Origin of the sequence: Protofrankia sp. Cas3 (assembly GCF_963555955.1) — a bacterium.
In the GTDB taxonomy this organism is placed as follows: domain Bacteria; phylum Actinomycetota; class Actinomycetes; order Frankiales; family Frankiaceae; genus Protofrankia.
Genome location: NZ_CAUVXP010000152.1, coordinates 1 through 14,511, shown reverse-complemented (window position 1 = coordinate 14,511; position 14,511 = coordinate 1). Strand labels below are relative to the sequence as shown.

General features: G+C 69.4%; 13 protein-coding genes and 1 pseudogene. 11 read left to right on the top strand and 3 right to left on the bottom strand.

Going from position 1 to position 14,511, the window contains the following annotated elements:
• Positions 1–334 precede the first annotated feature (334 nt).
• The 8 genes from U9983_RS22170 (at position 335) to U9983_RS22135 (ending at position 9,095) form a co-directional block, all read left to right on the top strand.
• Entirely contained in the window at positions 335–1,450 is a 1,116-nt protein-coding gene (locus U9983_RS22170) for a serine/threonine-protein kinase (protein WP_322755869.1), read from the top strand.
• Complete coding sequence (locus U9983_RS22165) at positions 1,426–3,033, top strand: hypothetical protein (protein ID WP_322755868.1); 1,608 nt, start codon at positions 1,426–1,428, stop codon at positions 3,031–3,033. Before U9983_RS22170 ends, U9983_RS22165 begins: the two co-directional genes overlap by 25 nt.
• Positions 3,026–3,556, top strand: coding sequence for a hypothetical protein (locus tag U9983_RS22160; protein WP_322755867.1), 531 nt, complete (start codon positions 3,026–3,028; stop codon positions 3,554–3,556). The genes U9983_RS22165 and U9983_RS22160 overlap by 8 nt, the downstream gene beginning before the upstream one ends.
• Positions 3,557–3,653: 97 nt before the next feature.
• Positions 3,654–6,155 carry an Hsp70 family protein gene (locus U9983_RS22155; RefSeq protein WP_322755866.1) on the top strand — a complete coding sequence of 834 codons (2,502 nt, stop codon included), beginning with the start codon at positions 3,654–3,656 and terminating at the stop codon, positions 6,153–6,155.
• Entirely contained in the window at positions 6,136–7,011 is an 876-nt protein-coding gene (locus U9983_RS22150; protein WP_322755865.1) for an OmpA family protein, read from the top strand. The genes U9983_RS22155 and U9983_RS22150 overlap by 20 nt, the downstream gene beginning before the upstream one ends.
• 68 nt (positions 7,012–7,079) lie before the next feature.
• Complete coding sequence (locus U9983_RS22145) at positions 7,080–8,054, top strand: hypothetical protein (protein ID WP_322755864.1); 975 nt, start codon at positions 7,080–7,082, stop codon at positions 8,052–8,054.
• Positions 8,055–8,159: 105 nt separating this feature from the next.
• Positions 8,160–8,321, top strand: a complete 162-nt coding sequence (locus U9983_RS22140) for a hypothetical protein (RefSeq protein WP_322755863.1) — start codon at positions 8,160–8,162, stop codon at positions 8,319–8,321.
• A 60-nt stretch (positions 8,322–8,381) separates the two neighbouring features.
• Entirely contained in the window at positions 8,382–9,095 is a 714-nt protein-coding gene (locus U9983_RS22135) for a helix-turn-helix transcriptional regulator (protein WP_322755862.1), read from the top strand.
• On the opposite strand, the gene U9983_RS22130 is transcribed toward U9983_RS22135, so the two are convergent.
• Both U9983_RS22130 and U9983_RS22125 read right to left on the bottom strand, forming a co-directional pair.
• The gene (locus U9983_RS22130) at positions 9,054–9,860 is read right to left on the bottom strand and encodes an isocitrate lyase/phosphoenolpyruvate mutase family protein (RefSeq protein WP_322755861.1); all 807 of its coding nucleotides are present in this window, start codon (positions 9,858–9,860) and stop codon (positions 9,054–9,056) included. The genes U9983_RS22135 and U9983_RS22130 overlap by 42 nt on opposite strands.
• Positions 9,847–10,521 carry a hypothetical protein gene (locus U9983_RS22125; protein ID WP_322755860.1) on the bottom strand — a complete coding sequence of 225 codons (675 nt, stop codon included), beginning with the start codon at positions 10,519–10,521 and terminating at the stop codon, positions 9,847–9,849. The genes U9983_RS22130 and U9983_RS22125 overlap by 14 nt, the downstream gene beginning before the upstream one ends.
• A gap of 74 nt (positions 10,522–10,595) precedes the next feature.
• On the opposite strand from U9983_RS22125, the pseudogene U9983_RS22120 reads away from it, so the two are divergent.
• Positions 10,596–10,712 (top strand): annotated as a pseudogene (locus U9983_RS22120) (transposase); the annotation flags it as partial.
• Here the strand turns inward: U9983_RS22120 and U9983_RS22115 are convergent.
• Complete coding sequence (locus tag U9983_RS22115) at positions 10,676–11,623, bottom strand: AraC family transcriptional regulator (protein WP_322751945.1); 948 nt, start codon at positions 11,621–11,623, stop codon at positions 10,676–10,678. The pseudogene U9983_RS22120 and the gene U9983_RS22115 sit on opposite strands and share 37 nt — an antisense overlap.
• A 142-nt stretch (positions 11,624–11,765) precedes the next feature.
• Between U9983_RS22115 and U9983_RS22110 the strand changes: the two genes are divergently transcribed.
• The gene (locus U9983_RS22110) at positions 11,766–12,485 is read left to right on the top strand and encodes an SDR family NAD(P)-dependent oxidoreductase (RefSeq protein WP_322755859.1); all 720 of its coding nucleotides are present in this window, start codon (positions 11,766–11,768) and stop codon (positions 12,483–12,485) included.
• Between the two features lie 666 nt (positions 12,486–13,151).
• Positions 13,152–14,511: class I SAM-dependent DNA methyltransferase (locus U9983_RS22105; RefSeq protein ID WP_322755858.1), on the top strand; the 1,360-nt coding region annotated here is incomplete at its 3' end.

Genomic DNA, 14,511 nt, shown 5'->3' with positions numbered 1-14,511 from the left:
GCGATGAACGGACTCGGCGGATCTGGCCTGCTGGAAGATCCTCAATCGTCTGGTCACGGCGGACGACGTCTGCAAATGTTTGCGAGAAAGTGCCCAGTGGCCCCCCGTCGCTGTTCTTCTGTATAGCCTGGACGAGGCTTTAGATGAGAGTCTTACGATGGATACCGACGATCATCACCCTCCGGTAACATGTCGTATCTCTCCGTGGAGATTGTGGTGGAGGTGTAGCGCTCAACTACCCGGCCGAAAATCTGTCGCCCAGGTTCTCGAGTCGGCGGCGGAAGTCGGCACGCGATAACGAACATCTGGATCTGTGCTGCCGGAGGTCTCACGTATGGTCCTGTTGTGCGAGGGGCAGGTCATCCGGGATACCTACAAGGTTGAGCGGTTGCTGGGCAGGGGGGCTTTTGCCGAGGTCTACCGGGTCGAGCACCGGTATCTGGGCCGACAGGCGATGAAGGTCTTCCGGCACGTAGGAATGTCCGGGGAGCAGGTGCATGCCGCACTCGGCGAAGCGATGCTGTTGTCCGGCATCGGTCACCCCAACATCATCCGCGTGTTTGAGGCGAACACCGTCGAGACGGACAACGGAGTATACGCATACTTCACCATGGAATACGTGGCCGGCGGTACCCTGAACAATTTCTGGTCGTCGTACGGCGACGCGTTCGTGCCCATCCCGACCGCGGTGGACGTCATGCGGCAGATATCGCGCGGCCTGGCGGTCGCCCATCGGAAGTCCCCGCCGATCGTCCATCGGGACATCACGCCGCAGAATATACTGGTCGGCTACGACGGGGCCGGTCTGCGCGTGCGGATCAGCGATTTCGGCCTCGCCAAGAAGGTCAGTGCCCTGACCCTGCTGGCCAGCTCCCAGGGAACCATCGCTTTCATGGCGCCGGAGACCCTGCTCCACCCGCATCTCGCATCGGTGCCGGGGGACGTCTGGGCTCTGGGCGCGCTGTTCTACCTGCTGCTGACCGACCGGCTTCCATATCCCCGGCGCTCCGCCGGCGACCCGATCACGGCTGCCTGGAACACGGGCACGCTCGTACTGCCGGGCGAGGTGCGGTTCGCGGTGGATGGAACACTGGACGCAATCGTCGCCCGGGCGTTGTCCTTCGACCCGGCGAAGCGCTATCCGTCGGCCGCCGAGATGCTCGCCGACCTGGATGCGTGGCAGCCAGAGAGGCCGGCGCCGCCGCAGCCGCGAGAGAAGGAACCCGGGCCGGCCGGGGAGATCGCCGCGGGCAAGAATGTGCTCGGCCGGTCATCGTCCGCGGATGAGGCCGCGGCGCTGCGGATGGCTCGCCAGGCGGTGGCCCTCGCCACCACGGGCCAGTGCGACAAGGCCGCCGATCTGATGGAGGAAGCCTTCAACAAATGGCCCGGGCTACGTGACCAGTACGTGTCACGGATCCGGCTGTGGCGCAAGGGGGTGACGATGTGACGACCCAGGGCACCGACGCCGACCCGCTGCAGCGGGTGTCTGCGCAGATCTACCGGCAGAACGCCTTCCGGGTGACCGGCCTGGCACTCTCGTCCACCGGACGGGAGATCAGACGGATGGCCGACAGGCTCGCCGTTATCGAGAAGACCGATGGGCAGTTGCCGACCTCGGACATCCTGGCGCTGGCGCCGACCCCGTCCGCCGGGGACATCCGCGCCGCTCTCGACCGGCTGGGCGATCCTCGCCAGCGGCTGGTCGACGAGTTCTTCTGGCTCTGGCCGGCGCAATCGGGCGGTCCGCAGGACGCAGCGCTCGCCGCCCTGGCCGCCGGCGATTCGAACGCCGCGGTCCGGCACTGGACCACCGCGGCGCAGAACAGTGACCTGACGGTGCCCGCGGACGCCGCGAGCGCAGTCCACAACCTCGCGGTGCTCGAGCACGTACGGGCACTCGACGCCGAACTGGCCGCCGACACCGCGCAGCCCGACTGGGTGTCGGTCTACCGCCGCTGGGGGCTCGTCCTGAGCGACGACCGGGTCTGGGACAGCCTGGTGGCGCGCATCCGGCACGCCGCCAACGCCCGGCTCGACGAAAGCCTCGCCGCCGGGATTCGTTCGGCGCTGCCTAGCGCGTTGCTGAGGATCGGTGCCGAGATCGTCGTCGCCGCCATCACAGCCGACGATATCGGCCGGGCCGAGAGGCAGCTGGCGGCGATGCGCGACGCACAGCTGGGGGACACAGCCCGGGATGCGCTCGACGCCGCCCTGCGTGCGGCCGGCGCGCCCTGGGCCGACCAGATCGGCCGGCTCTGCGACGATGCCGTCCAGGTGGCCACCGACACTCAGAAGAATGGTTTGGACCAGGCCGAGCGCATCCTCGCCGATTCCGCCGGGCCGCTCGAACGGCTTGATCTCCTGCTGCCCCCCGAGGAGCCCACGCGGGTCCGCACGCACGACAAGGTCGCCCTCGACACGCTGCGTTGCGTGCTGTTTTTCGACCAGACCCGGGATCTCTCGGACACCGCCGACGCCGGTACCGCCCGCGACCACATGCGGATGACCGACGTGCTCACCCGGGCCGAGCGGACGGCGGCATCCGAGGCCATCGGGGACCGGCTGGCCGAGAACCGGAAAATTCTCGAGACGAGCTCCCTGCGCTTCGTCTGCTGGATCTGTCAGGAGAACCCGACCGACCCCACCGCGGCGATCAAGATGTGGATGCACGGCGACGTGGTCCATGAATACCCCAGAATACGTTGGAGGAATATGCAGGTCACCGTGCCGCGCTGCCGGACCTGTCAGTCCCGCTCGGAGAACCAGGGATGTCTGACCGGGCTGCGTAACATCCTGTTCTTCGTGGTCTCGATCAGTATTCCCACGATGCTGTTCTCCGGCGCCGGCGGTGGTTTTATCTTCCTGGCCATCGTCGTCGCGTTCGTCACATGCTGGGTCGACGCGAACACCGTCACCGCTCGCGCCGAGCGAAAACAACGGGACCACATCGCCTCCTTCCCACCGATGGCGGAACTGCGCAGTCAGGGATGGCAGCACGGTGAGCGGCCGCTGGGGGCCGGCAGTGGCTGACATTCTGCGCCAGTGGCGGCATCCTCGCGAGTTCCGCATTGCCCGACCGTCCGTGCCGGGGGAGTGGGCCGCGGTGCTCCATGCTTCCCGGGAAGCCGGGCCCGTACCGGCGCCCGGCGAGCAGGCGGCGGACCCGGCCGCGGAGAAGGCGCTGGGCCAGCCGGCGGTGGCCGAGCTCGCGACCGGCCTGTGGCGAATGGGCCGGCGCCTTTCCGACATGGCGAAGAACTCCGGCCCGGCAAAGAGTTCCGACACCGCGCAGGACAGGGGCCGCACGACGGACACCCGCCGGCTGCAGCGGCAGTTCGACTCCCTCTGGAGTGCCCTCGCCGCGGCCGGCGTCGAGGTTCAGGAGCACGACCACACCCGATACGACTCCGGTCTCGACCTGCAGGTCCTGGAGTTCCAGCAGACCGACGGGCTGACTGACGAGATCGTCCTGGAGACCCTGCGGCCGAGCGTCTACCTCCACGGTCGGCGAGTGCAGACCGGAGAGGTCGTCGTTGGCATTCCCGTGCGCTGACCCGACCCGACCCGGCCCCAGACCCGGCCCCAGACGAGCCCCCCGCAGGCCCCCGACACACGCACCGGAAAACCGGTCCCACCGGGAAGGAGGAACGATGGCGCGATCGACGATGGACTTCGGCATCGACCTGGGCACTACCAACAGCGCGATTGCGGTCCTGGACGGCACTGAGGCCCGCATCATCAAGAACGCGTTCCAGCACGACACGACGCCGTCGGCGGTCTACGCTGACCGCAACGGCCGGATCCATGTCGGCGAACGGGCCCGGGAACGGGTCGAGTCCGATCCGGCGAACGCCGCCGCCGAGTTCAAGCTCAAGATGGGGCTGCGCGACCAGGCGAGGACATTCGCCAACAGCGGTCTGGCGCTGACCCCGGAGGAACTGTCCGCGCACGTGCTGCGGGCACTCAAGACGAATGTCACCAGGCAGCTCGGGGAGGACGTCCGGGCCGCGGTCATCACCGTTCCGGCCGCGTTCGAGCTGAACCAGACCGACGCCACCCGGCGGGCCGCCGAGGCCGCCGGACTGGAACTGTCGCCGCTGCTGCAGGAACCGACCGCAGCCGCCCTCGCCTACAGTTTCCAGCGCGACGAGGACAACATCTACCGGCTGGTCTTCGACCTGGGCGGGGGAACCTTCGACGCCTCGGTCGTGCATATCCGGGACGGCGAGTTCGACATCGTCAACCACCGTGGTGACAACTTCCTCGGCGGGAAACTCATCGACTGGGCGATCGTCGAACAGCTGCTGATTCCCGCGCTGCTCCAGCAGTGTTCGCTCCCCGGCTTCGGCCGGGGCGAGCCCACCTGGGCCCAGGCGATCGCGAAGCTGAAGGCGGCCGCAGAGAACGCGAAGATCGAGTTGTCCTCGACGGGATCGGCACTGATCGACATCAGCGAGCCCCCGCTGTGCACCGACTCCCGCGGGAACCCGGTGGAGTTCGTCCACGAGCTGCACAGCGCGGATGTGGACCAGCTGACCGAACCCTTCGTCGCCCGCGCGATCAACATCTGCCAGGCCGCGCTGCGGGAGAGCCACCTCGCGCCGGAGAAGATCGACCGGGTACTGCTCGTCGGCGGGCCCACCCTCATGCCGTACCTGCGTCGGCGGCTCACCGAGGGTCTCGGCATCGAGCTGGATGTCAGCCAGGACCCGATGACCGTCGTGGCCTGCGGCGCGGCGATCTTCGCCGGGACCCAGCGGCTGCCGGCGGAGCCGGCGCGCCCCGACGTCGCCTACACCGTGGACCTTGAGTACAAGCCGATCGGCTCCGATCCGGAGCCTGTGGTCGGCGGGGTGGTGCGGGGCCCGGCCGGCCGGAAGCTTGAGGGGTCTACCGTCGAGTTCGTCAACGCCGAGGCCCGCCCGCCGTGGCACAGCGGTAAGATCATTTTGCCGGCGGCCGGCTCGTTCATCACCACCCTGCGCGCCGAGCCCGAGCGGCGGAACACCTATGAGATCGTCCTGGAGGATCCGACCGGAACCCGCGAGCGGATTCAGCCCGCGGAGCTGACCTACACCCTCGGCACAGTCGCGCCGGCCGCCACTCTCACCCACTCGATCGGGGTGGCGCTGGCCGGCAACGAGGTCTCCTGGCTGCTGGCGAAGGGCACTCGGATCCCCGGCAAGGCCCGCGAGATCCTGCGGAGCACCGTGCTGCTGACCCGCGGCCAGTCGGGCGGCCTGCTGCGGATCCCGATCCTGGAGGGGGAGCACTCCCGGGCCGACCGCAACCGGCAGGTGGGCGCGCTGGAGATCCTCGCCGACCAGGTGGCCCGCAACATCCCGCAGAACAGCGAGATCGAGGTGGTGATCGAGATCGACGCCTCCCGGCTGGTGACCACCAGGGCGTACGTGCCGATCCTCGACGAGGAGTTCGACGCCGTTCACGACCTGACCACCGAGAGCGCTCCGGCCCCGGCCGAGCTGCGCCGGGCGCTGAACGCCGAGCAGGAGCGGCTGGATGCCCTGCGCGCCGACGCGCGGCGTACGTCCGACCCGGCAGCGCTCGCCATCCTCGGTGAACTGGATGACGAGCGGGCAGTCGATCAGCTCGAGAACGACGTGGCCTCCACCGAACACGGTGACGCGGACGCGGCGAGCACCGCCGGCAAGCGGATGCTGGACCTGCGGGCGAAGCTCGACGACGTCGAACATGCGCTGGAGTGGCCCTCACTGGTCGAATGGGCGAACCGGGTGCTCCACGACGCGCCGGGGATGATCGAGGAATACGGCGACGCCAATGACCGGCGGCGGCACGAGCTCCTCGCCGCCGACATTCGCCGTGCGCTGGCTGGCCAGGACGCCGCGCACCTGAAGACCCTCGTCGACGAGCTGACCGGTCACCTGGCCATGATGCTCGACCGGAAGACGGGTGCCGTGGCGATGGCCCGCTTCACCAAGCTGGTCGAACAGCGGTCCGAGCTGCGCGACCAGGCCCTGGCCGCACGCCTGATCGCGGACGGGCAGCGTGCTGTAGACAGCAACGACATCGAGCGGCTGCGGACGGTGATCCGACAGCTCGTCGACCTGCTTCCGCCCGAGGACAGGCAGGCGGACTCGGAGGCCTACAGCAATGTCTACAAGTCTCGGTGACACCACCCACGCCGTGCTGATCGGCGAGGTCGTCCGGGGGCAGGCCGTCACGCTGGCCCGTTCCGGCCGGTACGAGCACGCCGTCAGCCTCCTGACAGAGCTGGCGACCGGGCGCGACCACACCGCGGCGGAACACGACTTGCTCGCCCGGATCCACGCGCAGCAGGGCCGGTTCGGCGACGCCGAGCGTCACTGGCGGGCTGCGCTGGCCATGGACGGCCCCACGGACGGGGCCGCAGCGGGCCTGCGCCGCCTCGAACGACTGCGCACCCGCCGCGGCAGCGGCCGCGTCCGGGGCGGTGTCGCCGCCCTGCTCGTCGCTCTCGCCTTCGGCGGGGGCTGGCGGTTCGGCCACGACCGGACCAACCCGGCGGTAGCGGCCCCCGCGCCGGCCCCTGCAACGGCCCCCGCGCCGGCTCCCACCGAATCGGTGAATGTGACGGCGGCCCTGGCCGCGCGCCTAGCCGGACCGGAGGTCACCATCGCCAAGGCCGGCGGCCAGGTGGTCGTCGTCTTCCACGACGCGCTGTTCGCCACGTACGACACCCCCAGCCCGCAGGGCCGCGCGGCACTCGCCGGGCTGGGTATCCGGCTGGCGGCGATACCCGATATCGCCGTCGAGATCGTCGGACACAGCGACAATTTCCCGGTACGCCCCGGCGGCCCGTTCCCCGACAACACCGCGCTGAGTCTGGCCCGCGCCGCGTCCGCTGCGACGATCTTGAGCCAGGCCGGCGTCCCCGCTGCCGCCCTCACGATCTCTGCGGCCGGCAACGCCGTCCCCCCTCATCCCGACGCCCCCGCCGGTGACACCCGTAACCGAACGGTGATCCTCCGCATCACACCGCCCGCCTAAGTGGCCGGCGACGGAGGCCGGGCAGCCGGCCGACGAGCGAGAGCCAAAGAAGCAGGAAGGACGTACCCATGACGCAGGCCGAGCCACGGCCGAAGGCTGCGGCCCGGCCCCACGACCCGCTGGCCGTCGCGCTTGCCAACGCATCCCTGTTCGGTGGCGGGTACCTGATGCTGGGCCGGGGACAGCTCGCCGTCATCGTCACCCTGATCACAGCCGAGCTCCTCATCATCTTCGCCTCGGTCGCGCAGGTGCCGTGGTTCGGGATCGTCGTGCTGCTGTGGTGGGTGGCCGTCATCGGACACGGCTGGTATCTGGCTGGTGGGCGGCCGCGCCGGGGCCGGATCTGGCCGAACCGGTCGGGCAGACAATGGACCATCGCCCTCGCCTTAGTGCTCCCGGTACTGCTGGTCTTCGGCCTCCTCCGTTTCGACATCGCGCGGATCGAGGGGGACGTGGCGGCGGCCAGCCGCGCCAACGACTGCCGGCGTGTGACGGCCGCCATGGACAGGGTGACGCCAGCTCACCGCATGGTTGCCGTCGCCCCGGCCGCCGATGGTGACGAGACGGTCAAGGCATGCACACTGGTACCGAATCTGCTGAAAGCGCCTCGCTCCGGTCTACCGGCGTACTGCTCCGCTCCGGTACCGTACGCGGCCGCCCCGTCCGGCGGGCCGAACCGCGCGCTGATAGTCGGCGACAAAACGTACGTGAACAAGATCCCCGCCGAGTGGAGGGCCGATGACGTCTTCAATGCCACGCGGGTGCTCTGCGTCGGCGAGCGCCAGCCTGGAGTTTTGGTCCAGACCTGCAGGTATACCGGCTTCAGGCTCCTGACGTTTCACCGGGTGGTGTTGCCCGTTCGCGTCTATGAGGTACGAACCGCACGGCTGGTGACCGATACCAGGGTAGAGATCGGCGACATCGGCGACATCGGCGACATCAGCTGCCCTTCCTCCATCCACAGTGATGATGAAACCACGAGGTACGTCAGCCCCCCCGATTCCCAGATACAGGCCGCCTTCCGACCGCTGATCAGCCCGTGACCGCCTGTGGGGTGCCAGCAGTCGCTGGAGCATGCGCCGGCCTTGACCGCCCAGGACCCGAACGTCACCTCTCCATTCGGGTGTGACTGTTCATGCGGTTGGGTTGTGGACGTAGTGGCCCTTGTCGAGATCGTCGATGAGCCCGGGATGCGTTGGCTGCCACCGCTCGCTCTCTACGGCGAGTGCGACGTCGTGCCGGCCGCCGTGGCAGGTCCCGCGGACCGCATGCTCATCGACTGCCGCATCAGGCGAGGTTCGCGTTGTTGACGACGGGTTCGCCGTGACTGTTCGGACGGCGTCGAAGGGTCGGTGCCCTACTGTGGCCGCGTGGGTGTTGACGCCGACATTTCGGTGCCGGCGCGGCTCATCGCCGAGCCCGCGCGGGCCCGTATGCTCGTCGGGCTGGTCGGGGGCATCTGCCTGCCCGCGGGTGATCTGGCCCGCCTGGCCGGGGTATCGGCATCGACGGCCAGCGGGCATCTCAAAGCGCTGGTCGCCCACGGGTTCGTCACGGTGGAGCGATCCGGGCGCCATCGGTACTACACCCTGGCGAACGCCGACATCGCGTACGCACTGGAGGCTCTACAGGTCGTTGCCCCCGAGATCCCGGTGACGTCGCTGCGCGGGCACCGGGTTGCTGCCGAGCTGCGGGCCGGGCGGCGCTGCTACGACCACATGGCCGGAGACCTCGGGCTGCAGGTGACCGGGCTGCTGGTGCGCGCGGGCATCGTCGGACCGCTGCGTGCCGGCGCCACCGCGGACCTGCACCTCGACGGCCCCGGTCACCCGCTCCTCGACCGGTTCGCCCTGCAGGAGATCGGCGGCTCCCCGCGTCGCCCGCTGGTCCGGGGCTGCCTGGACTGGACAGGGCGCCAGCCGCACGTCGCGGGCCGGCTGGGCGCGCACCTACTGACGGTCTTCCTCGACCGCGGATGGGTGACTACCCGCCCGGGCAGCCGCGCGCTGCGCCTGACCGGCGCGGGCGAGAGCGTGCTCGTCTCACTCGATGCCGGCGTGTCCGCCGCGTGGGAGGCCGGCTGAGTAGCGGGCGGCCAGGCCCTGGATGGCGCCGTAGGAGATCGCGGGCGGTGCCGGTTCGCCGTCGCGTATGCAGACCGCCACCTCCACCGCCCGGTCCAGCGCGGCACGGTACAGCAGCGAACCGCAGCTGATCCGCCGCACGCCGAGCCGGGCCAGTTCCGCCACCGAGTGGTCCGCTGAGGCGAGCACGTTGACGGGGACCGGCACCGCGGAGACGATCTGCCGGATCTGCGGGCTATTGAGCCGTCCGGGCACGAAGACGCCGTCGGCCCCCGCACCGACGTAGCGACGAGCCCGGTCGACGGTCTCGGCCTCGGCCTCGGTCACGGTGGCGGCCTGCGCGGTCCAGAACGTGTCGACGCGGGCGTTGACGAACAGGCGCGGGCACCGGTCCTTGATCGCTGCGATTTTGGCTGCGTGTGCGTCGGACGCAACGAGTCGTCCCCGGGTGGTGTCCTCGATGTTGATGCCGTCGACTCCCAGCGAGGCCGCGTAGTCGGCGACGGCGGCCGGGTCGTCGGCGAAGCCGTCCTCGATGTCGATCGAGACCGGGCACGGCAGGGCGCGAAGCCGGCGCGCGAGGCGACGGGTGAGTTCGGGGATCGCCCGGGAGGCGTCGGCCAGCCCGTGCTGGGCCGCCAGCCCCAGGCTCGTGGTGCCGATCGCCGGGAAACCCGCCACGAGCAGGGCCGCCGCGGACGCGGCGTCCCAGGCGTTCGGCAGGATCAGCGGGTCGCCGGCCCGGTGCAGGTCAGCGAAGGTCATTGCCGCATTGCCGCATTGCCGCCGCCGCGAGCCGGTGCGCGAGGTCCCGTCCCGGGCAGGCATGCCGGCCGCTACCGAACGGTGCCCCGGACAGGTCCACCTCGACGGTCTCGCCGCGGGGGCCGACCCGCCGGGTGCTCGGGATGGGCGGCGGGCCGTCCCCACCGCGGCGCAGGTGGGTGATCAGCGCGCGGGTGGCGGTATGGGCCTGCACGAGCACGCACAGCTTCGCCGCCGTCAACTCGTCGTGGCCGCCGCACACCGCGATGAGCCGCTCGACGGCGTCGTCGGCCTCGGGTATCACCGGCAGATGGGGGTGGTACGAGGCAGCAGCCGACGCGACGTCGGCCACGAGGTGCTCCGACAGTCCCAGCGCCGTGAGCAGCATCGCGGTCGGATCGCCGCCCGGGCGCGGATCGACCACCAGGCCGGACAGCAGCTCATCGATCAGCCTCCGGCGGCACGCGTGGTCAGCTCCCTCGCTGAACCGCGCGACGCTGCCGCGCAGCCAGGCGACGCCGGAGCCGCCCGCCGGGCACCGCGGCACTGAGAACGCAGGGTCGTCCAGGACGGACGACGGCATCTTCTCCATGACTCGATGGTGGACCGCCAGCGTTTCGGTGACGCCCGAACCGTCCCCGACATCCACCGGATCAGGCACGGTGCCGGTCGTGCCGGCGCATCCACGTCGTCCTGCCGTTGTTCGTCGTTCCTCGCGGGGCCTACACCGCCGACGCGATCGGGACGGCTTACGGGCTGACCACCGTGCAGACCTGCACCGTCCACTTGATCCGGGCGGCGCTGCGGTATGCCCTCTACACCGATCGCAAGGTGTTGGCCGCGGCGATGCGGCTATGGACGCGGTAGCGGCCTGGGGGTTGGGAACGGGCCCGGGAGAAGGCTCGGGAGAAGGCGTACTCGGAGGTGTAGCCAACGGCGCGGGCGATGACGTCGATCGGGTCGTCGGTGTCGCGTAGCCGGCGGGCGGCCAGGTCCATTCGCCAGCGGGTGAGATAGGCGGCGGGGGTGTCACCGACGAGGACGGGGAACCGGCGGGCCAGCGTCGCGCGGGACACAGCGACGTGGTCGGCGAGGGAGGCGATGGTCCAGGCGTGGGCTGGGTCGGTGTGCATCGCCGTGAGGGCAGCCGCGATCACAGGGTCGCTCAGGGCACGTAGCCACGACACGGAAGGGGGCGGGGGTTCGGCCTGGAGCCAGGCCCGCAGGAGGTGGATGAGCAGCACGTCGACGAGTCGGTTGAGCACTGTGGCTGCGGCGAGTTGCGGGTGCGTCAACTCGCTCGACAGGAGCCGGACGGTGTCGTCGAGCGGTGCGTTGTCCGAGCCTGCCGGTATGTGCACTACGTCGGGGAGCAGGGTAAGCAGGGGTGTGGTGACAGCGGGGTCGTGCCGGTAGGAGGCGCACAGTATCCGTGTCCGCGCCGGCTGGGTGCCGATGTCGAGCCGGCCGCCGGCAACCCGCGCCCGGTGGGCGGCGGCGTGGTCGAAGGGTTCGAGGGGTCCGGTGCGGTCGCCCGACAGACCGTGCGCGGTACCCGTGGGCAGCAGGACCACGTCGCCGGGCATGAGCTGCACGGAGGGCCGGTCGGGCACCCGTAGCCAAGCCGTCCCGGCGGTGATCGCATGGAACGCCGCTCCGGGTATCGCGAACAGGTGCAGCCCCCACGGGTCGCCCGCGTATACGGTCGCCGCGACCGTGCCCCGCACGCCGGCAACGGCCAGCACTTCGGCCAGCAGATCCACACTCGGAGCCTAGCGATCCGTGTGCGGGGCTGATCTCGATGAGACGGATAGACAAAGAATCGAGACCGATCGTCATCGACTGGCCATCGTCACGCTCCATACGGTTGATCTGTCGCCCACATCCCCGGCAGGAGAGCAACCGATGAACATTGCAGGCAGCACCGCCCTTGTCACTGGCGCCAACCGCGGGCTTGGCGCCCGCCTGGTGACCGAACTGCTTGGCGCCGGAGCGAGCCGGGTCTACGCCACCGCCCGTAACCCCCACACCATCGACCCGCAGGTGTGCTCTGACTCGCGGGTGCGCACCCTGGCCCTGGACATCACCGATCAGGCCAGTGTGGATGCCGCCGCCAAGGCGGCCACCGACGTCACCCTTCTGGTCAACAACGCGGGTGTGCTCGGCTTCGGCGGCGCCCTGGACGGCGACCTCGACCTGTTTGGCCGTGACATGACCACGAACTACGTCGGCACCCTGCGGGTCACCCGGGCGTTCGTCCCTGTACTGGCGGCGAATGCACCCGCTGCAGTCGCCAACGTGCTGACCTTGATCGCGCTTGCCCCGGTCCTACCGATGGCCGGGTACTGTGCGTCGAAGGCCGCCGCACACTCGATCACGCAGGCGCTGCGCGCGGAGTTGCGCGGCCGGGGTATTGAGGTCATCGGCGCCTACCCGGGTGGGATCGACACCGACATGCTCGCCGGTATCGAAGCGGACAAGGCCGCCCCCGAGATTGTCGCCGGGCGCATTGTAGCCGGCATTGCGGCCGGTGAGACGGTGGTCTGGCCCGACGACACATCCGCCCACGCCGGCACGGTCTACGTTACCGACCCGCTGCGACTCGAGCAGATGCTGGCGAGCTGAGTCTCTCCCGGGCCTCCCGTGCCTCCCGGGCCCGCGAACGCGGTCCGTTGGAGAATACGGACTCGCCCCGTCAAAGAAGGTAGCCCTCTATGTTGAGCCCGGTGCGGCCGGTTACTGAGACCAATGCCTCGTTGGGGCGGAGGCTGGCTGGCCGCACAGATCACCGCAGGTTACATTCATGATCGAATGTGGACCTAACGCACCAGAACAAGAACCGTTCGATCTTTATCGAAGGTCCTGAGATCACCATCCGGCCGGTCGCCACCCGGGTCCTGACCAGGGACGACGCTCAGTGAGCGCCCGGCCGGCAACATCATCCACCGAGCCGAACGCACGTTCTGCGCATCTGGTAGTTCCGGAGCCGGCTGGCCCGGTGACGCGGGGCGAGTTGGCCGTTGTAGACGCCGACCGCGTGGATACGACTCAGGAGTCGGTGAACTCGGCGAACGTTGCCGGCAGGTCAGCCGGCAACTCGCTGGTACCTCCGGCTGGCTGCGGACTGGTCTCATGATACGGCGGTGCGCTGGTCGCCACCCGTGACCATCTGTTGTCGAACCGGACCGTCGCCTTCCCGCACACCGGTGCGGACGCCGGTGACGTGGCGGAAGGCCGCGCTGGTCCCGACACCGAAGCGGCGGCACGCTGGGCGTCGATTAGGCTCCCTACGTGCTTATAGGTGATCTACGAAGCAGGATCGACCGGGTCTGGGACGCGTTCTGGTCGGGAGGAATCTCCAACCCGCTGGAGGTCATCGAGCAGATCACCTACCTGATGTTCATCCGCCGACTGGACGGCATCCAGACCGGCAAGGAGAACAAGGCCAACCGCACCCGCAGGCCGATCGAGAACCCGGTGTACACGGATGCCACCCAGGAGCTGCGCTGGTCGCGTTTCAAGGCCCTGGGCAGCACCGACGAGATGTTCGTGCTGGTGCGGGACAAGCTCTTCCCCTGGCTGCGGGAGCTCGGGGGCGAGGGCTCGACCTACGAGCAGCACATGCGCGACGCCCGGTTCACGATCCCGACGGCGAACCTGCTCGCCAAGGTGGTGGACATGCTCGACGGGCTCCCGCTCGACGAGCACGACACCAAGGGCGACCTGTACGAGTACATGCTCAGTAAGATCGCCACCGCCGGCCAGAACGGCCAGTTCCGTACCCCGCGGCACATCATCCAGCTGATGGTCGCGATGACGGCCCCAGGCCCCGGCGACACCATCTGCGACCCTGCCTGCGGTACGGCCGGCTTCCTGATCGAGAGCGCCGCCCACGTCGGACGGAGCCATCCCGAGGCCCTGCTCGACCCGGCCACGCGTCGGCACTTCGACCATGGCATGTTCCACGGCTTCGACTTCGACAACACGATGCTGCGGATCGGCAGCATGAACATGCTGCTGCACGAGGTCGAGCAGCCCGACATCCGCTACCGCGACTCGCTCGCCCAGAGCGCCGCCGGTGAAACTGGCCAATACTCGCTGGTCCTCGCCAACCCGCCGTTCGCCGGCAGCCTCGACTACGAGACGACCGCCAAGGACCTGCTCGCCGTCGTCAAGACCAAGAAGACCGAGCTGCTGTTCCTGGCCCTGTTCCTGCGCCTGCTCAAGCCCGGTGGCCGCGCCGCGGTCATCGTCCCGGACGGCGTCCTGTTCGGTTCGACCAAGGCGCACAGGGACCTGCGGAAGATCCTCGTCGAGGACCACAAACTGGACGCCGTGGTCAAGCTGCCCGGTGGCGTTTTCAAGCCTTACGCCGGAGTCTCCACAGCCATCCTGTTCTTTACCCGCACCGACAGCGGCGGCACCGACGACGTCTGGTTCTACGAGGTGACCGCGGATGGCTGGAGCCTGGACGACAAGCGCGCCCCGCTGTTGCCCGAAGACAAGCTCGGCGCGGTCCCGCTGACCACGCTAGTCGAGGCGGAGCACGCGAAGAACAACCTGCCCGACGCGCTGCGGCGCTGGGGTGGACGCCTCGGGGCCGAGCGCAGGCGCGCCCGCACCGAGCAGAGTTTCTGCGTCCCCAAGGCGG

Bases quoted from the DNA above. Each gene is read 5' to 3' on its own strand.
- U9983_RS22145 (WP_322755864.1), top strand. From the start codon at position 7,080: ATGACGCAGGCCGAGCCACGGCCGAAGGCTGCGGCCCGGCCCCACGAC.
- U9983_RS22110 (WP_322755859.1), top strand. From the start codon at position 11,766: ATGAACATTGCAGGCAGCACCGCCCTTGTCACTGGCGCCAACCGCGGG.
- U9983_RS22155 (WP_322755866.1), top strand. From the start codon at position 3,654: ATGGCGCGATCGACGATGGACTTCGGCATCGACCTGGGCACTACCAAC.
- U9983_RS22130 (WP_322755861.1), bottom strand. From the start codon at position 9,860: ATGACCTTCGCTGACCTGCACCGGGCCGGCGACCCGCTGATCCTGCCG.
- U9983_RS22150 (WP_322755865.1), top strand. From the start codon at position 6,136: ATGTCTACAAGTCTCGGTGACACCACCCACGCCGTGCTGATCGGCGAG.
- U9983_RS22170 (WP_322755869.1), top strand. From the start codon at position 335: ATGGTCCTGTTGTGCGAGGGGCAGGTCATCCGGGATACCTACAAGGTT.